The sequence below is a fragment of the Haemophilus influenzae genome (genome assembly GCF_900475755.1).
Classification (GTDB): Bacteria; Pseudomonadota; Gammaproteobacteria; order Enterobacterales; family Pasteurellaceae; genus Haemophilus; species Haemophilus influenzae_D.
The window spans coordinates 1,018,219-1,035,953 of sequence record NZ_LS483411.1 but is presented as its reverse complement, the minus strand read 5'-3'; the positions used below and the strand labels follow the sequence as shown (position 1 = coordinate 1,035,953).

Annotated in this window: 17 protein-coding genes; 5 read left to right on the top strand and 12 right to left on the bottom strand. The window is 37.9% G+C overall.

Going from position 1 to position 17,735, the window contains the following annotated elements; genetic code table 11:
- Window positions 1-101: 101 nt before the first annotated feature.
- The 5 genes from murI to gmk all read right to left on the bottom strand — a co-directional run bounded on the left by murI (window position 102) and on the right by gmk (window position 6,633).
- Window positions 102-911, bottom strand: a complete 810-nt coding sequence (gene murI, locus DQN24_RS05170; protein ID WP_111695491.1) for a glutamate racemase — start codon at window positions 909-911, stop codon at window positions 102-104.
- A 30-nt stretch (window positions 912-941) separates the two neighbouring features.
- A complete protein-coding gene (gene recG, locus DQN24_RS05165; protein WP_111695490.1) occupies window positions 942-3,023 on the bottom strand; it encodes an ATP-dependent DNA helicase RecG in 2,082 nt (693 codons plus the stop codon).
- Complete coding sequence (gene spoT / locus DQN24_RS05160) at window positions 3,020-5,134, bottom strand: bifunctional GTP diphosphokinase/guanosine-3',5'-bis pyrophosphate 3'-pyrophosphohydrolase (RefSeq protein ID WP_111695489.1); 2,115 nt, start codon at window positions 5,132-5,134, stop codon at window positions 3,020-3,022. Before spoT ends, recG begins: the two co-directional genes overlap by 4 nt.
- A 543-nt stretch (window positions 5,135-5,677) precedes the next feature.
- Complete coding sequence (gene rpoZ, locus DQN24_RS05155; protein WP_111695488.1) at window positions 5,678-5,944, bottom strand: DNA-directed RNA polymerase subunit omega; 267 nt, start codon at window positions 5,942-5,944, stop codon at window positions 5,678-5,680.
- Window positions 5,945-6,006: 62 nt separating this feature from the next.
- Window positions 6,007-6,633, bottom strand: coding sequence for a guanylate kinase (gene gmk / locus DQN24_RS05150; protein ID WP_111695487.1), 627 nt, complete (start codon window positions 6,631-6,633; stop codon window positions 6,007-6,009).
- 250 nt (window positions 6,634-6,883) lie between these two features.
- Here gmk and gap point away from each other — a divergent pair, with 250 nt between their 5' ends.
- Together gap and DQN24_RS05140 are read left to right on the top strand one after the other, a co-directional pair.
- A complete protein-coding gene (gene gap / locus DQN24_RS05145) occupies window positions 6,884-7,903 on the top strand; it encodes a type I glyceraldehyde-3-phosphate dehydrogenase (protein WP_014326504.1) in 1,020 nt (339 codons plus the stop codon).
- Window positions 7,904-8,095: 192 nt separating this feature from the next.
- Complete coding sequence (locus DQN24_RS05140) at window positions 8,096-9,895, top strand: AMP-dependent synthetase/ligase (protein ID WP_111695486.1); 1,800 nt, start codon at window positions 8,096-8,098, stop codon at window positions 9,893-9,895.
- 36 nt (window positions 9,896-9,931) lie between these two features.
- On the opposite strand, the gene DQN24_RS05135 is transcribed toward DQN24_RS05140, so the two are convergent.
- A complete protein-coding gene (locus DQN24_RS05135) occupies window positions 9,932-10,717 on the bottom strand; it encodes a Cof-type HAD-IIB family hydrolase (protein ID WP_172453995.1) in 786 nt (261 codons plus the stop codon).
- Between the two features lie 17 nt (window positions 10,718-10,734).
- A complete protein-coding gene (gene ybeY / locus DQN24_RS05130; protein ID WP_050848776.1) occupies window positions 10,735-11,199 on the bottom strand; it encodes an rRNA maturation RNase YbeY in 465 nt (154 codons plus the stop codon).
- A 511-nt stretch (window positions 11,200-11,710) separates the two neighbouring features.
- Between ybeY and metK the strand changes: the two genes are divergently transcribed.
- The 3 genes from metK (at window position 11,711) to DQN24_RS05115 (ending at window position 14,237) form a co-directional block, all read left to right on the top strand.
- A complete protein-coding gene (gene metK / locus DQN24_RS05125; protein ID WP_005630438.1) occupies window positions 11,711-12,865 on the top strand; it encodes a methionine adenosyltransferase in 1,155 nt (384 codons plus the stop codon).
- A 293-nt stretch (window positions 12,866-13,158) separates the two neighbouring features.
- Window positions 13,159-13,674 (top strand): SprT family zinc-dependent metalloprotease, encoded by a 516-nt coding sequence (locus DQN24_RS05120; protein ID WP_110430592.1) that lies wholly within the window; start codon window positions 13,159-13,161, stop codon window positions 13,672-13,674.
- Window positions 13,675-13,724: 50 nt separating this feature from the next.
- Window positions 13,725-14,237 (top strand): opacity family porin, encoded by a 513-nt coding sequence (locus DQN24_RS05115; protein WP_111695485.1) that lies wholly within the window; start codon window positions 13,725-13,727, stop codon window positions 14,235-14,237.
- A 97-nt stretch (window positions 14,238-14,334) separates the two neighbouring features.
- Here DQN24_RS05115 and DQN24_RS05110 read toward each other — a convergent pair whose 3' ends face one another.
- The 5 genes from DQN24_RS05110 to artP all read right to left on the bottom strand — a co-directional run bounded on the left by DQN24_RS05110 (window position 14,335) and on the right by artP (window position 17,672).
- Window positions 14,335-14,646, bottom strand: coding sequence for a YadA C-terminal domain-containing protein (locus DQN24_RS05110; protein ID WP_111695484.1), 312 nt, complete (start codon window positions 14,644-14,646; stop codon window positions 14,335-14,337).
- Between the two features lie 206 nt (window positions 14,647-14,852).
- Window positions 14,853-15,536, bottom strand: coding sequence for an arginine ABC transporter permease ArtM (gene artM, locus DQN24_RS05105; RefSeq protein ID WP_111695483.1), 684 nt, complete (start codon window positions 15,534-15,536; stop codon window positions 14,853-14,855).
- Window positions 15,536-16,201: an arginine ABC transporter permease ArtQ gene (gene artQ, locus DQN24_RS05100; protein ID WP_044330467.1), complete on the bottom strand. Its 666-nt coding sequence runs from the start codon at window positions 16,199-16,201 to the stop codon at window positions 15,536-15,538. The genes artM and artQ overlap by 1 nt, the downstream gene beginning before the upstream one ends.
- A 3-nt stretch (window positions 16,202-16,204) precedes the next feature.
- Complete coding sequence (locus tag DQN24_RS05095) at window positions 16,205-16,924, bottom strand: lysine/arginine/ornithine ABC transporter substrate-binding protein (RefSeq protein ID WP_048951360.1); 720 nt, start codon at window positions 16,922-16,924, stop codon at window positions 16,205-16,207.
- Between the two features lie 16 nt (window positions 16,925-16,940).
- Entirely contained in the window at window positions 16,941-17,672 is a 732-nt protein-coding gene (gene artP / locus DQN24_RS05090) for an arginine ABC transporter ATP-binding protein ArtP (protein WP_014550906.1), read from the bottom strand.
- Between the last annotated feature and the right edge of the window lie 63 nt (window positions 17,673-17,735).

Genomic DNA, 17,735 nt, shown 5'->3' with positions numbered 1-17,735 from the left:
TTTAAAAAAGTGACATATAGAAAAGATCTGGATAGAAAATTACCTATGAAATTAGGAAAAATTGTGAATTTATCAATATCACACCATTAATCTATTAACTTTTAATCTATTTTGATTACTTCCAAAAATTCAAATCCCCATAGATGTAAAGATTTTTTGAATTGATCTTCTTCGGGAAAATGTGCGGTGCAAAACATTTGATTATATTTTTCATTTTGCGCTTGTAGACTTTTATCATCGAGTAAATATTTTATCCGTTTAGCAATCGCTGCGCTCGGATCCATAAAATATTTAACTTGTGGCAAGCATAACTGAATTTCATCTCTGATTAATGGGAAATGGGTGCAGCCTAAAACTAATGTATCCAAATCTGCCATATTTGCCCACGGAGATAATTCATCTTTTAAGCTAATTAGATCAATGGAATGACCACGAATTTTTTGCTCCGCAATTTCGACTAATTTTGTTGATCCCAATCTCTCCACAACACAATCTTGCGCAAATTTATCAATTAAATCATCGACATAATGACGCTTTACAGTCCCTTTCGTCGCCAATAAACCAATATGTTTTGTCTTTGTCATCTCTGATGCAGGTTTAATCGCTGGTACAGTGCCAATAATAGGAATGTCAAAATTGGCACGCAACGGTGGAAGCACAACAGTACTCGCTGTATTGCAAGCAATCACAATTGCATCTAATGGATAACGTTGATTGATCAGTTGGCAAATCGCTAAAGTACGATGAATGATACTTTCTTCTTCACGTTCTGAATAAGGGAAGCCAGCATTATCAAAGCAATAGAGATAGTGCCAATTTGGTAATAATTTTTTGGCTTCACGATATACGCTAAACCCACCCACTCCAGAGTCAAAAAAAAGTACAGTGGGGCGTTTTTCTTTTTTATCCATTTAAAACTCTTTGAAAATTGGACCGCACTTTTAAGCGTTCGAGTAAATCTCTTTATTATTTAACCAACGGCGAATCAGACTTTCTGCTAAATCTGGGTATTTTTGGATAAGTGATTTCGCATAAAATTGCACCGTTGGTATCATTTTTCTATCTCGCATTAAATTTGCTACTCGCAATTCAGCGATGCCCGTTTGTTTCGTTCCAAGCACTTCACCTGGTCCGCGAATTTCTAAGTCTTTTTCCGAAATAACAAACCCATCTTGGCTATCTCTTAGCACTTGCAAACGTTTTTGCGAAACTTTACCTAGTGGGGGCTTATACATCAATACACAAAAAGAAGCCGTGCTGCCTCGCCCCACTCGCCCTCGTAACTGATGAAGTTGTGATAAACCTAAACGCTCTGCATTTTCGATAATCATCAAACTCGCATTCGGAACATCAACACCCACTTCGATTACTGTCGTCGCGACCAATAAATCCAATTCTGCATTTTTAAAACGCATCATAACATCTTGTTTTTCTTGTGGTTTCATTCTCCCGTGAACTAAACCAATATTTAACATAGGTAATGCTTTCGTTAAATCTTCCCAAATCGCTTCGGCAGCTTGAGCTTCTAAAACCTCTGATTCATCAATTAACGTACACACCCAATAGGCTTGACGTTTTTCATTAACACAAGCGTTTTTTACACGCATCACAATTTCAGCGCGACGTTCTTCAGAAACCACTACGGTTGTTATCGGCGTACGGCCTGGAGGCAATTCATCAATAATTGATGTATCCAAATCTGCATAGACGGTCATTGCCAACGTTCTTGGTATCGGCGTGGCCGTCATAATTAACTGATGGGGATAAAATCCTACTTTTTCGCCTTTCTCACGCAACATTAATCGTTGATGCACGCCAAAACGATGTTGTTCATCAATAATCACTAATGCCAAGTCAGAAAACTCGACTTCTTCTTGGAATAAAGCGTGCGTCCCCACTACCATTTGCACCGCACCAGTTTTAATTTTTTCAAGCTCTGCTTGTCTTGATTTTCCTTTTACTTTACTGGCCAACCAACCAACTTCAATACCGAAAGGCTCAAACCAACGTCGAAAATTATTCGCATGCTGTTCTGCTAATATTTCTGTTGGCGCCATTAAGGCGACTTGTTTGCCGTTATCAATTGCCGTTAAAGCAGACAATGCGGCAACCAATGTTTTTCCCGAGCCGACATCCCCTTGCACTAAGCGCATCATCGGATAATCTTTGATAAGATCTTGTTCAATATCCGACACGACTCGCTTTTGCGCATTAGTGGGTTGGAATGGCAAAGTGGCTAAAAATCGCTGTTTCAAATCTGTTTGATAATGTAGCGGTAAAGCAGAAAATTGCTGCGTTCCTAACCGCACTTTTTGCATAGCAAGATTATGCGCCAATAATTCTTCAAAAATTAATCGTTGTTGTGCAGGATGCTTGCCTTGCTCCAACATTTCTAATGAAATGTCTGGCGGCGGACGATGCAATAATCTCAATGCTTCTTTTAAGCTATATTGATGTGGATTAAATTCATTAGGCAAAATTTCTGCAATCTGAACTTTGTCGAGTAATGCCAAAGCCTGATCTGTTAATTTTCGTAATGAATTTTGTTTTAGCCCTTCCGTCGTGGAATAAATCGGCGTTAGTGTTTCTTCCAATACAATAGGCGCGTTATCTCGCACAATTTGATATTCTGGATGATGAATTTCTGGCATATGGCGACCACGTTTCACTTCGCCAAAAGCCTTTACTCGCACTCCTACTTGAAAACTATTACGCATCCCCGCATTAAAATTGAAAAAACGTAATATAATTTTCGATGTACCGTCTGACAAACTGATCGATAAAATCGGACGGCGACCAAAAGCGACTTCACAGGTTTGTACAATTCCTTCAATGGTAAAATATTGTTCGGGGCGAAGATTAGCGATTGGCGTAATTCGCGTACGATCTTCATAGCGAATAGGTAAATGAAAGAGTAAATCTTGCAGGTTATGAATGCCGATTTTAGCCAATTTATTAGAAATGGCAGCCCCAACACCAGAGAGGCTGGTCAAAGGGACGGCATCGAGAAGCTCAAGGTTCATAGCTTGTTAATATTACGTTTGACATTAACAACGCCAGTAATGCCTTTAATACGATGAACAATATTGGCAAGGTGTTTAATATCTTTTACACAAACTTGCAAAATCACAAGCAATAAATTGCTCTCTAATTCTTCCGTCCAAATATTTTGGAGGCTGCTTTCGCTCGCAGAAATTGCGGTCATTAAACTCAACAAGGCATTTTGTTCGTTCAATATTTCAATTTGCAATTCTGCCTCAAAACTTACCGCACTTTGAGCATTATCCCATTGAGCCAAGGACTGGCGACGAGCATTTTTTAAATTAGCACAATGTTGATGGTGTACCATAACTGTGTTTTCTTGTGTACGACATCCCACAATAGGATCGCCCGGGATTGGATGGCAACATTGAGCAAATTGGGTTTTACCCACTTGCATTGGTGTAATAGTGAGCGTTTTTGTCTCAAATTCAAGATTCTTTGTTTCCACAACTTCAAGAGGAACGCCCACAAATTGATGCGCAATTACAGTGGCAGACTGATTACCTAAACCAATTTCTCGTAATAATTCATCTAAAGAAGAAAGTGCTAAAGCATCTAATACAGTGCTAATTTTTTGAATAGAAAAATCGCCTAAATTATGAGGCTGTAATGCTGCATTAAGCTCAATTTCTCCTAATTTCACGGCATCTTCTTCACAGCGTTGTTTAAGATAATGACGAATCCGTGTTTTCGCACGAGCTGTTACCACAAAATTTAACCACGCTGCTTTAGGATACGCATTTGGATCGGTGATGATATTTACCGTTTGACCAGACTTAAGAGCTTGTGAAAGCGGATAAGGTTTATGCTCAACAGTCACGCCAACACAAGTATTCCCCACATCTGAATGTACGGCATAAGCGAAATCCACTGCCGTTGCGCCCATTGGCAACTCAACAATTCGACCTTTTGGGGTAAAAACATAAATCTCTTTAGGAAAAAACTCTGATTTTACATTCTCAATAAACTCAAACGAATTACCTACACTTTGTTGAATCTCGACCAAACTTTGCAGCCAGCGTTGTGTACGAATTTGTGCGGTTGTACTGTCGTTTTTACCATTTTCTTTATAAACCCAATGTGCAGTAATGCCCATTTCGGCGACTTGTTCCATATCCTCAGTATGGATATGAACTTCTACGGGGACACCTTTCGGCCCAATCATTGAGGTTTGCAAAGATTGATAACCATTTGCTTTAGGCACAGCAATATAATCCTTTACTCTGCCAGGGCGTGGCTTATAAAGATTATGCATTTGTCCCAAAACGCGATAACAATCATCCACGTTTTTTACAATCACACGGAACGTATAAATATCCATAATAGAGTGGAATTCTTGATCCTTTATGCGCATTTTTTGATAGATTTTGTAAAGGTGTTTTTCACGCCCCCATACTCGGGCAAAAATTCCTGCGTTTTCTAACCGTACTTTAATCTCTTGTGAAATACGTTCGATTAAGTCTTGTCGATTACTCCGCGCCACATCAATGAGTTTTTTCAACACTTCATAGCGATGGGGATACATTGCTTGAAAAGATAAGTCTTCTAATTCATTTTTGATATGCTCAATACCTAAACGATGAGCAAGCGGACAATAGATTTCAAGCGTTTCTTTCGCAATGCGGCGGCGTTTATCTGGTCGTAACGCACCAAGCGTGCGCATATTATGCGTGCGGTCAGCAAGCTTGATTAACACAACGCGAATATCACGCGTCATCGCCAAAATCATTTTGCGAAAATTCTCGACTTGTGCCTCTTGGCGAGTACGAAATTTCAACTTATCGAGTTTTGATACACCATCTACAATTTCAGCCACACTGGTACCGAACTCTTCTTTCAATTGTTCTTCCGTATAAGGTGTATCCTCAATAACATCGTGCAAAAGCGCAGCCATTACCGCTTCGTGATCTAAGTGTAGTTGAGCAATAATGGAGGCTACCGCCACAGGATGAGTAATGTAAGGTTCGCCGCTGGAGCGAAATTGTCCTTCGTGCGCATCTCTTGCAATCACAAACGCACGCTTGATGAGTTCAATTTTATCTGCGGGCAAATACCCTTGAATAATTCGATCTAAATCCGCAAACAGTTCCAAAGGAGACCTACTTATCGTCGAAAAATATCGCCTAGGGCAATTGAAATGTTACCCTTTAGGTAAGACAAAAGTTCCCCAAAGGAGAACTACTATAACTATGATCAACCGTGGGTGTACCTACCCGCGGTTACAGAATATCGCCTAGGGTAAGTATACCCTAGTTTAACTAAATATTACCTTTGGGGTAGAAATTACGTTCCCCAAAGGGGAACAACTATAACCATAATTAACCGTGGGTATACCTACCCACAGTTACAGAATATCGCCTAGGGTAAGTATACCCTAGCTTAACTAAATACTACCCCTTTGGGGTAGAAATTACGTTCCCCAAAGGGGAACAACTATAACCATAATTAACCGTGGATATACCTACCCGCGGTTACAGAATATCGCCTAGGGTAAGTATACCCTAGTTTAACTAAATATTACCCCTTTGGGGTAGAAATTACGTTCCCCAAAGGAGAACTACTATAACTATGATCAACCGTGGGTATACCTACCCTCGGTAAAATACCTTTATTTTTTACCGCACTTTTTAAAAGATTATTCTGTAATTAATGCAATAGCTGCTTCTTCCGTTTCTTGCACTTTAGCCATTTCTTGGAACTCTTTTGCATCCATAATATCTTGATTAATCAAACCTTTTTCGATTTCACGCAATGCAATAACTGCTGGTTTGTCATTATTTTCTGGCACTAACGGCGCACTTTGGTTAAGTTGTAATTGTCTTGCACGACGCGCAGCCGTTAAAATTAAATCAAAACGGTTACCAATTTTTTCTACTGCATCTTGCACAGTAACACGAGCCATAATTTACTCCGATTTGTCAAAAATTACTCTATTGAAAGGGCGTTATAATACTCAATTTCGCCTTATTTGGCTAGTAGCTGTTGAATTAACATTGCATTTTGTTTTTGCTGATAATTTTTGGTTAAGCGTTCTGCTTGCAAAATACTTTGCAAATCTTTTAATGCTTTCTCGAAATCATCATTCACAATAACATAATCATATTCGTCATAATGCGAAATTTCACTTATCGCTTTTGACATTCGTTCAGCAATAACCTCTTCACTATCTTGCCCACGACCAATTAAACGACGTTCTAATTCAGGCAATGAAGGCGGTAAAATAAAAATGCTTTTTACTGAAGGCACTTTTTTACGGATTTGTTGAGCGCCTTGCCAATCAATATCTAAAAATACATCAATGCCTTTTGCTAAATTTTCTTCAATCGCAGGTAAAGAGGTTCCATAATAATTTCCACCAAAAACTTTGGCATATTCTAGAAATAAATCTTGCTCAATGAGTGATTCAAACTCTTCTTTTGATACAAAATAATAGTGTACGCCTTCAACTTCACCAGGGCGTGGAGCACGGGTCGTATGTGACACAGAAACCATTTTTTGAGTTGAACTATCTGATGCCAATAACACAGAAATTAATGAAGATTTTCCTGCGCCACTTGGTGCAGACAAAATATAAAGATTACCTTGAGACATAGATCATTTAACCTTTTCTAACAATTTCAGTCTATTATGCAGATTTCTCTATAAAAAATCATCAAAAGTGCGGTGATTTTTTACGGTACTTTTTCATTCTAATGATGATTTGATATAGATCACAAAAAAGTAGTAGGGTTATAGTTTTATAAAAATGCTCGTGCTATACTCTACAACACAATCTTACTGAGTAAGTAGTATTACTCAAAGCGAACAGATTTGTTTAACTTAAATAAAAGGTGAAAATCTTATGGCAATTAAAATTGGTATTAACGGCTTTGGTCGTATCGGTCGTATCGTATTTCGTGCAGCACAACACCGTGATGACATCGAAGTTGTAGGTATTAACGACTTAATCGACGTTGAGTACATGGCTTATATGTTGAAATATGATTCAACTCACGGTCGTTTCGACGGCACTGTTGAAGTGAAAGATGGTAACTTGGTGGTTAATGGTAAAACCATCCGTGTCACTGCAGAACGTGATCCAGCAAACTTAAACTGGGGTGCAATCGGTGTTGATATCGCTGTTGAAGCGACTGGTTTATTCTTAACTGATGAAACTGCTCGTAAACACATCACTGCAGGCGCGAAAAAAGTTGTATTAACTGGCCCATCTAAAGATGCGACCCCTATGTTCGTTCGTGGTGTAAACTTCAACGCATACGCAGGTCAAGATATCGTGTCTAACGCATCTTGTACAACAAACTGTTTAGCTCCTTTAGCACGTGTTGTTCATGAAACTTTCGGTATCAAAGATGGTTTAATGACCACTGTTCACGCAACGACTGCAACTCAAAAAACTGTAGATGGTCCATCAGCTAAAGACTGGCGCGGCGGCCGCGGTGCATCACAAAACATCATTCCATCTTCAACAGGTGCGGCGAAAGCAGTAGGTAAAGTATTACCTGCATTAAACGGTAAATTAACTGGTATGGCTTTCCGTGTTCCAACGCCAAACGTATCTGTTGTTGATTTAACTGTAAACCTTGAAAAACCAGCTTCTTACGATGCAATCAAACAAGCAATCAAAGATGCAGCTGAAGGTAAAACTTTCAATGGCGAATTAAAAGGCGTATTAGGCTACACTGAAGATGCAGTTGTTTCTACTGACTTCAACGGCTGTGCTTTAACTTCTATATTTGATGCAGAAGCAGGTATCGCATTAACTGATTCTTTCGTTAAATTAGTATCTTGGTATGATAACGAAACTGGTTACTCAAACAAAGTATTAGACTTAGTTGCTCACGTTTACAACTACAAAGGCTAATTAAAACTTTGCAAAAATTAACCGCTCTTCGGAGCGGTTTTTTATTATCTAAAATTTAATTTACGATCTAAAAATGAACAAAGGATCACTAAGAATAATTTAAAACAATCAATATTCTTCTAGCTTTTATTCCTATTTAAGATTATATTAGCGAACGATTGTTCGCTCAATAAAATCAAAAATAGGGTTAATATGAATCTCGATCTCCATTTTGTTCATCGTATTCAACAACAAGCCAAAACTCGTGCAAATATGACCGCACTTCGCTATAAAGAACACGGCTTATGGCGAGACATCTCTTGGAAAAATTTTCAAGAGCAACTCAATCAACTTTCTCGTGCATTGCTTGCTCACAATATTGACGTACAAGATAAAATCGCCATTTTTGCCCATAATATGGAACGTTGGACAATCGCTGACATTGCGACCTTACAAATTCGAGCAATCACAGTACCTATTTACGCAACCAATACAGCCCAGCAAGCAGAATTTATCTTAAATCACGCCGATGTAAAAATTCTCTTCGTCGGCGATCAAGAGCAATACGATCAAGCATTGGAAATTGCTCATCATTGTCCAAAATTACAAAAAATCGTGGCAATGAAATCCACCATTCAATTACAACAAGATCCTCTTTCTTGCACTTGGGAAAATTTTATTGAAACAGGTTCAAACGTACAACAAAATGAACTAACCCAACGCTTAAACCAAAAACAATTATCGGATTTATTTACGATTATTTATACCTCTGGCACAACGGGAGAGCCTAAAGGTGTTATGTTAGATTACGATAATCTCGCTCACCAATTAGAAACACATGATCTTTCACTTAATGTGACAGAGCAGGATATTTCACTTTCTTTCTTACCCTTTTCGCATATTTTTGAACGAGCTTGGGCGGCTTATATTCTTCATAGAGGTGCAATACTTTGCTATTTAGAAGACACCAATCAAGTGCGGTCAGCTTTAACGGAGATTCGCCCAACTTTAATGTGTGCCGTCCCACGTTTTTACGAAAAAATTTATGCCGCCGTATTGGATAAAGTTCAAAAAGCACCAAAACTTCGCCAAATAATGTTCCATTGGGCAATTTCCGTAGGACAAAAACATTTTGATTTACGTACGAATAACAAAGCTATTCCGTTCTTATTGAAGAAACAATTTGCTTTGGCAGATAAATTAGTACTCTCAAAACTTCGCCAATTATTGGGTGGGCGTATAAAAATGATGCCTTGCGGAGGAGCTAAATTAGAACCTGCTATCGGGCTATTTTTCCACGCCATTGGTATCAACATCAAATTAGGCTATGGCATGACAGAAACAACTGCGACCGTTTCTTGCTGGCATGATTTCCAATTTAACCCAAATTCAATCGGCACACTCATGCCAAAAGCAGAAGTTAAAATTGGGGAAAATAATGAAATCCTCGTGCGTGGCGGAATGGTGATGAAAGGCTATTACAAGAAGCCAGAAGAAACGGCTCAAGCCTTCACAGAAGATGGATTCTTAAAAACTGGCGATGCGGGAGAATTTGACGAACAAGGGAATTTATTTATTACCGATCGTATTAAAGAATTAATGAAAACCTCAAATGGAAAATATATCGCGCCGCAATATATCGAAAGCAAAATCGGTAAAGATAAATTTATCGAACAAATTGCGATCATCGCCGATGCGAAAAAATATGTGTCTGCACTTATTGTGCCTTGCTTTGATAGTTTGGAAGAGTACGCTAAACAGATCAATATTAAATATCATGACCGTTTAGAATTATTAAAAAATTCTGACATTCTGAAAATGTTTGAGCAACGTATTAATGCGGTGCAAAAAGAATTGGCTCACTTTGAGCAAGTAAAGAAATTCACGCTACTCTCTCAAACATTCAGCATTAAATTAGGCGAAATTACACCAACATTAAAATTGCGTAGAAAAGTAATTTTGGAACGTTACCGCAAGCAAATTGAAGCAATGTATCATTCACAAGAAGCATAACCAAAAGGCTCTCAATTGAGAGCCTTTCTTTTCTAATTATTCAGGAAATTTTTCTTCTAAAATCAATGCAAGTCCATCTTCATTATTGGTTGCCGTAATCACATTTGCCGCTTGTTTAATTTCATCTGGCGCATTTCCCATTGCCACTCCAAGCCCTGCGTGTTGTAGCATATCCAAATCATTAAAATTATCGCCAAATGCAATCACTTCATTGGTTTGTACGCCAAAATAATCTTCCAAAAAACGCACCGCACTTCCTTTGGTTGCATTCTTGTGCATTACCTCTAAAAAGTTAGCATGGGAACGACAAATACTCAGATGTGGAAATTTTTCCTTTAAAATAATTTCAATTTCAATGATTTCTTCTGCTTCCCCAATAATTTGGATTTTATGCGGCGAACCTGTTGCTATTTCATCAAAAGGATGAATTTCAATTTTGGTGACGCTGCATTCATAAATCACCCATTTATTTTCTACGTCACGAGCATGGCAATCATTATTGGTATAATAATTCACGCCAAGCAACGGATGATCCGCCAAAACAGCATTAATCTCTAAAACATCTTGTGGATCAATTTGTACGCTATAAATTGGTTCAAAATGTTGATTTAAAATAAGCGCACCACTAAATGCAACAAGCACATTATTCGTTTCAAGCTGTTTCCAATACGGCAAAATCCCTAAAGGAGAACGCGCCGAAATTGGCACAAAAGGAATGCCATTCGCCGTTAAACGCTTAATCGCCGCAACAGTTCGGGTGGAAATGGTATGTTGAGAAGTTAATAAGGTGCCATCAAAATCACTAAATACTGCTTTATACATCATTACTCCGAATAAAATCATTTCTCTGCTAGATAAGGATCAGCAAAGCCTAATCCTTGCATAATTTGAGTTTCTAAACTTTCCATTTCCTCAGCTTCATCGTCTTCAATATGATCATAACCGAGTAAATGTAAGCTACCATGCACGACCATATGCGCCCAATGCGCCATTAATGGTTTATCTTGTTCTACGGCTTCTCGCTCCACGACTTGACGACAAATAACGAGATCCCCTAGCAACGGCAACTCCACTTCATCGGGACATTCAAATGGAAATGAAAGCACGTTAGTCGGGCGATCCTTGCCACGATAAGTTAAATTTAATTCGTGGCTTTCGGCTTCATCCACAATACGAACCGTCATTTCGACTTCATTGTCCTCAGGCTGAACAGCCGCCGTTGCCCACTGAACAATTTGTTCTTCTGCTGGTAAACCCTCTATATTTTCTGTGGCAATTTGCAAATCAACCAATATACTTCCCATTTTACTCTCCTAAATTCTTTTCAATTTCTGACCGCACTTTTTGCACCTATTGAATACATATAACAAACGTGTGGACTTATGACTATTCTTGTGTGTAAAAATAAAGCGAACTAACAACAAGCCCAATTACTCTCCACAAATTAATCTTTTCTTAATATAAAACATATATCGTAGGATAAATATGAAAATCAAACTATTCCCCCTATATAGACAAAATCATCCCCCGCACATTTTACACTCCATTTTCGAAGCAAACTGAAAAATATTCGCTATAGTTGATTTTTGTGCTTAAATTTTTAACCACTCTCACTGGATTAGTTAAACACAAGGATATGTAGGATGCAACTAGACACTTATCCACAATTTCTATAAATTAAAATTAATTTTGTGTTTTGAAGTAAACACAATTACAACAGCTAACCCATAATACCGCTTGCTTATTAAGCAAAAATACGTATTATAGACGTCTATACGTCAATACATCCAAATTTAAAAGAAAAAGAGAGAAAATATGTCTAGCTATTTATTTACATCCGAATCTGTCTCTGAAGGGCATCCAGATAAAATTGCCGATCAAATTTCTGATGCAGTACTTGATGAAATCCTAAAACAAGATCCAAAAGCACGAGTAGCTTGTGAGACCTACGTAAAAACCGGTATGGCATTGGTGGGTGGGGAAATCACAACCTCTGCGTGGGTTGATATTGAGAATTTAACCCGTAAAGTGATTTGTGATATTGGTTATGAACATTCTGAAATGGGTTTTGATGGCCATTCTTGTGCAGTGCTTAATGCGATTGGTAAACAATCTGTAGATATTAACCAAGGCGTTGATCGTGAAAATCCATTAGATCAAGGCGCAGGCGACCAAGGTATTATGTTTGGTTATGCCACTAATGAAACGGATGTATTAATGCCTGCAGCTATTACTTATGCACATCGTTTAATGGAAAAACAAGCTGAAGTGCGTAAAAGCGGTAAATTAGCATGGTTACGCCCAGATGCGAAAAGCCAAGTTACTTTAAAATATGAAGATAATAAAATTGTTGGTGTGGATGCGGTTGTGCTTTCTACTCAACATTCTGAAGAAGTTAGCCAAAAAGACTTACACGAAGGTGTGATGGAAGAAATTATCAAACCTGTATTACCAAGTGAATGGCTTTCTAAAGAAACAAAATTCTTCATTAACCCGACTGGTCGTTTTGTTATCGGTGGGCCAATGGGCGATTGTGGTTTAACTGGTCGTAAAATTATTGTCGATACTTACGGTGGTGCCGCTCGTCACGGTGGTGGCGCATTCTCAGGAAAAGATCCATCTAAAGTTGACCGTTCCGCAGCTTATGCTGCACGCTATGTTGCAAAAAATATTGTGGCAGCAGGTTTAGCAGATCGTTGTGAAATCCAACTTTCTTATGCGATTGGTGTGGCTGATCCAACATCTATTATGGTCGAAACCTTTGGAACTGGAAAAGTTGCAAATGAATTATTAGTGTCATTAGTTCGTGAATTTTTTGATTTACGTCCTTATGGCTTAATTAAAATGTTAGATTTAATCCAACCAATCTATCGTGAAACGGCAGCTTATGGCCATTTCGGTCGTGAGCAATTCCCTTGGGAAAAAGTGGATCGTGCAGCAGAATTACGTATTGCGGCAGGTTTAAAATAATAGGCTTGAATTTTTAGTTTGAAAGGCTTATGTTTAGAAGGTAACAAGATTTCTTGTTGCCTTAGTTGGTTTAGGTTGCTACCAAGCTGGGGAGCTAAAGAACAGCAACAAGAACCCGATAATAATCATTAAGATGATTTTTATCATAAGGCTATCTCCTTTCAGAGTTGTTAAACAAAGCTGATCGAGATTGAGTTACTGCCTGACCCGCCAGTCAGGCAATAACGTACCTGACCAACCACTGATCATTCTATCATATAAAGCCGCTTATCTAGCGGTTTTTGCTTTTACCAATGACATCAATATCACTCATTCCATTCCGTCATTTAAAAATGCAAGTGCAACGCAAATTGAATCAGTCTTTGCTACTTGCAGAGGCTTATTTTAAGCGAAAATTTACAATGCCTGAGGTAAATTATGAGTTGCGTGGCATAAAGGCAGGAGTTGCTTACCTACAAAAAAATGAAATAAAATTTAACCGCACTTTATTGCAAGAAAATACGGATGAATTTATTCGACAAGTCGTGCCACACGAGCTTGCGCATTTGATTGTGTATAAAATGTTTGGTCGCGTAAAACCACACGGGAAAGAATGGCAATTTGTAATGAATGAAATTTTTAAGCTGCCTGCAGATACCTGTCATCAATTTGATATAAAAAATGTGCAAGGTAAAACCTTTGAATATCGTTGTGCGTGCCAAACCCATTTTCTAAGTATTCGTCGGCATAACAAAATAATGAAAGAAAACATCGAATATTTGTGTAAAAAATGTAAGGGAAAATTAATTTTTGTCGATGAAGACGAATAATTTTTGTGATATATTTTTCCAGTTTATTCAATAAATAAAAGGATTATCCAATGAAAAAATCTTTATTAGCTGTTATTGTTGGTGCATTTACCTTTGCTTCTGTTGCAAATGCGAATATTTATGCTGAAGGCGATGTCGGTTTATCTCGAACTAAAGCCAACGATAGTAACAATACAAGAGTTGAACCTCGCGTATCCGTGGGTTATAAAGTAGGAAATACACGCGTTGCGGGTGATTATACTCATCACGGAAAAGTTGATGGCACAAAAATTCAAGGTTTAGGTACTTCGGTATTTTATGATTTTGATACAAATTCTAAAGTGCAACCTTATGTTGGTGCTCGTGTTGCAGCTAACCAGTTTAAATATGATAACAGAGCTAACCAACCATATAGAAGTTCTTCAGAAATTAAGCTCGGCTATGGTGCTGTAGCAGGTGCGAAATATAAATTAGATGGCAACTGGTATGCAAATGGCGGTGTTGAATACAATCGTTTAGGTAATTTTGATAGTACCAAAGTTAATAATTATGGCGCGAAAGTTGGCGTGGGTTACGGATTCTAATTTTTAGAATACAAAAATCTTTTTTATAAAACACTTTAATTTAACGGTGATCGTTTAAAACAATCACCGTTATTTATTTTTGGATTATTTCAATACGTTAAAACCCAAAACTTCCCCCTGTTGCAGCACCCACACCGTTATTGGTATCAGCAGAGCCAGAAAGGCTAATTACTATATTTGGTTTAGGTGTATAACGAACCCCAACTGCAACAGCAGATTGTCCTTGATAAGTCCCTGCAGCTACGCCAGTAATTTGGCGGGTTATGCCTCTTATTTCATTCCCCACTGAAACCGAACCCGCAGTGCCTTTCCAAGTTGAAACTAATTCATTTTTAGCTGTTTCATAAGGTTTAGTCGCGTTGTCAATCTTAGCTTGATTTGGATTAGCTGCGGTTTTCAACTGTTCCATATTGCTTTTTAACCCAGCAACTTCCTCTTTTTTTTCGGCAAATCGTAAAGAATATTACGTAATTCTGCCAAATCAGCATAATTTTGACGCTCTGTTTTATAAGCATTTTCCAATGGCTTAATATCAAAAATATGTGATCAAGATCACAAAATAAAAAATCCCAACGGAGATTGGGATTTAAAAATCACTAAAAATTTTACCACACTTTATGCTTTTGTTACTTCAAAACGTTCAAATGCCAATACTTTTTTCTCTAGTTTACGTAGTAATAAAGTCGCAATGCCCGTAATAATTAAATATATACCGCCCGCAATGCCGTAAATTGTCAGTGCATCATATTCTGTACCATAAAGTTGGCGAGCATAGCCCATAATATCCATAATGGTAATGGTGGAAGCTAATGCCGTGCCTTTAAATACCAAAATAATTTCGTTACTGTAAGACGGCAACGCACGTTTTAAAGCGTAGGGAATTAAGATTTTGAGTGTCTGTAATCGGCTTAATCCTAACGCTGCACAACTTTCCCATTGTCCTTTATGAATGGCTTTTACTGCACCGTGAAATAATTGGGTGGAATAAGCTGCACTGTTTAGTGCTAAAGCTAATGCGGCACAGAACCACGCATTAGATAAGAAAAACCATAATGGGCTGTCAATAATCCATTGAAATTGACCGGGCCCCGCATAAATTAAAAAGAACTGTACTAACAGTGGCGTGCCTGTGAATAAAGTAAGGTATAAATTGACCGCACTTTTTATCCATTTATTTTCCATTGAAAGTAAAAAAGTAAGAAATAAGGCTAAAAAGAAAGCAATCAGTAAGGATACGACAGTAAGTAGTAAACTCGTTGGAATCCCTTGTGCGATCACAGTTAAATATTCTTGAAACATTATTTCACGCCCCTTTCAAAACGAGTAAAACGCAGCTCTAATTTTCGAATACCAACTTGGCTAATTAATGTTACCGCTAAATAAATTAACGCAGCAATACCGTACCAAGTAAAGGGTTGATGTGTATTGGCATTAATCAGATCCGCTTGGCGCATCAAATCATCTACGCCAATTAATGAAACTAATGCTGTGTCTTTTAGTAATACAAGCCATTGATTGCTTAAACCTGGTAAAGCGTGACGCCATACTTGTGGCATAACAATGTGAATAAAGGTATAGCTTTTGCTTAAACCTAACGCTGCACCTGATTCCCATTGTCCTTTTGGTATGGCTTGAATTGCGCCGCGTAATGTTTGTGAAGCATAAGCCGCAAAAATAAGAGAAAGCGCAAACACACCACAGCCAAATGCCCCAAATTCAATGTATTCTCCTGTTAGCATTTCTACTAATTCAGTAGAACCAAAATAGACAAGTAATACAACAATAATTTCGGGTAAGCCACGTAATAATGCCACAAATATTGTCATCGGCTTGCCAACAAAACGATTTGCTTCAAGTGCGGTAAAAATTAGGCTTAAAAATAAGCCTAAGATCAATGAACAGACCGCAAGCCCTAAAGTCATTAGGGCAGCAGTAAACATTAAAGAAAGAAAGTCAGAAAACATAAATTATTTTGTCATCCATTTATCATAGATTTTTTGGTATTCGCCATTCGCTTTAATTGCAGCTAAACCTTTATTTAGTTGTGCCGCCAAATCTTTGTTTGATTTGTGCATTGCAATCGCTATCCCGTTACCAAAATATTTTTTATTGGTTACTTTTTCGCCTATAAATTGAATTTCTGGCTCTTTGGAAATCATATCGGAAAGCACTGCGGTATCGCCAAAAATAATATCAATCCGACCGCTCTTTAAGTCTAAAATAGCATTTTGTAAAGTTGAATAGGATTTTGGAGTATATTGCTTGGTCTCCGCTACGGTGTATTGTTGGAATGTTGTGCCATTTTGAACACCTATATTTTTTGCGCTCTCTAAAGTTGCTTTGCCTTTAAGAGCAACATAGCTTGCTGTGCTGTCGTAATATGGATCAGAGAATAGCACTTGTTTTGCACGAGCATCAGTAATATCAATAGCGGAAATTGCCGCATCAAAACGTTTTGCTTTTAAATTTGGAATTAACGCATCAAAGGCTTCGCTCTTGAATTTACAGGTTGCTTGGATTTCTTGACAAATTGCATTTGCCACATCCACATCAAAGCCGATAATTTCGCCTTTTTCATTTGTGGTTTCAAATGGTGGATAGCTAGGTTCCATTGCAAAAGTTAGTTCTTGTGCGTTTGCAGCAACAGATGATCCCAATAAAATGGCAGTTAATAATGTTTTTTTCATCGTAAGCTCCTTATTTCTAGTGAGAAAGATAGTGTTTAAATTGTTCGGTTTTCGGATTTTCAAAGCAATCAGCCGATCCCATTTCGACGATTTTACCTTGTTCCATATACACCACTTTAGTTGCTACTTTTTGTGCAACATTGACTTCGTGGGTTACAATCACTTGCGTAATGCCAGTTTCTTGTAATTCTTTAATAATATCTACAACTTGCGCAGTAATTTCTGGATCTAATGCTGCCGTTGGTTCATCAAATAATAGAACTTGTGGCTTCATCATCAGTGCGCGTGCTATTGCAACACGTTGTTGTTGCCCACCTGACAAATGTAATGGAAAGCGATCAGCAAGTTGTTCTAAACGTAAACGTTTTAACAATTCCATTGCATCAGTTTTCGCTTCACTTTCACTCACACCACGCACTTTCATTGGTGCTTCAATTAAGTTTTCAATTACCGTTAAGTGCGGCCAAAGATGATATTGTTGAAACACCATTCCTACATCTTGGCGTAATTGTCTGATTGCTTTGGGATTTGCCATTGCATTGGATAAATTAAATTCATTGTTTGTAATGCTTAATTCGCCAGATTTTGGCACTTCTAACAAATTTAATGTGCGAATTAATGTACTTTTGCCTGCGCCACTTGGGCCCAGCAACACAACGGTATCGCCCTCTTCAGCTTCAAGGTTAATATCAAATAACGCTTGTGATGAACCGTAAAAGAAATTGAGATTTTTAACACGAATAGCCATTTTTCTTCTCTATGCTTTATAAGATGAAAAAATATTACATTTTTATGCATAATTATGCAAATG

What these genes read in the sequence shown, in the direction of transcription:
- murI (WP_111695491.1), bottom strand. Translation starts at nt 911, where the DNA reads ATGGATAAAAAAGAAAAACGCCCCACTGTACTTTTTTTTGACTCTGGA.
- recG (WP_111695490.1), bottom strand. Translation starts at nt 3,023, where the DNA reads ATGAACCTTGAGCTTCTCGATGCCGTCCCTTTGACCAGCCTCTCTGGT.
- rpoZ (WP_111695488.1), bottom strand. Translation starts at nt 5,944, where the DNA reads ATGGCTCGTGTTACTGTGCAAGATGCAGTAGAAAAAATTGGTAACCGT.
- gmk (WP_111695487.1), bottom strand. Translation starts at nt 6,633, where the DNA reads ATGTCTCAAGGTAATCTTTATATTTTGTCTGCACCAAGTGGCGCAGGA.
- gap (WP_014326504.1), top strand. Translation starts at nt 6,884, where the DNA reads ATGGCAATTAAAATTGGTATTAACGGCTTTGGTCGTATCGGTCGTATC.
- DQN24_RS05140 (WP_111695486.1), top strand. Translation starts at nt 8,096, where the DNA reads ATGAATCTCGATCTCCATTTTGTTCATCGTATTCAACAACAAGCCAAA.
- DQN24_RS05135 (WP_172453995.1), bottom strand. Translation starts at nt 10,717, where the DNA reads ATGTATAAAGCAGTATTTAGTGATTTTGATGGCACCTTATTAACTTCT.
- ybeY (WP_050848776.1), bottom strand. Translation starts at nt 11,199, where the DNA reads ATGGGAAGTATATTGGTTGATTTGCAAATTGCCACAGAAAATATAGAG.
- metK (WP_005630438.1), top strand. Translation starts at nt 11,711, where the DNA reads ATGTCTAGCTATTTATTTACATCCGAATCTGTCTCTGAAGGGCATCCA.
- DQN24_RS05120 (WP_110430592.1), top strand. Translation starts at nt 13,159, where the DNA reads ATGACATCAATATCACTCATTCCATTCCGTCATTTAAAAATGCAAGTG.
- DQN24_RS05115 (WP_111695485.1), top strand. Translation starts at nt 13,725, where the DNA reads ATGAAAAAATCTTTATTAGCTGTTATTGTTGGTGCATTTACCTTTGCT.
- DQN24_RS05110 (WP_111695484.1), bottom strand. Translation starts at nt 14,646, where the DNA reads ATGGAACAGTTGAAAACCGCAGCTAATCCAAATCAAGCTAAGATTGAC.
- artM (WP_111695483.1), bottom strand. Translation starts at nt 15,536, where the DNA reads ATGTTTCAAGAATATTTAACTGTGATCGCACAAGGGATTCCAACGAGT.
- artQ (WP_044330467.1), bottom strand. Translation starts at nt 16,201, where the DNA reads ATGTTTTCTGACTTTCTTTCTTTAATGTTTACTGCTGCCCTAATGACT.
- DQN24_RS05095 (WP_048951360.1), bottom strand. Translation starts at nt 16,924, where the DNA reads ATGAAAAAAACATTATTAACTGCCATTTTATTGGGATCATCTGTTGCT.
- artP (WP_014550906.1), bottom strand. Translation starts at nt 17,672, where the DNA reads ATGGCTATTCGTGTTAAAAATCTCAATTTCTTTTACGGTTCATCACAA.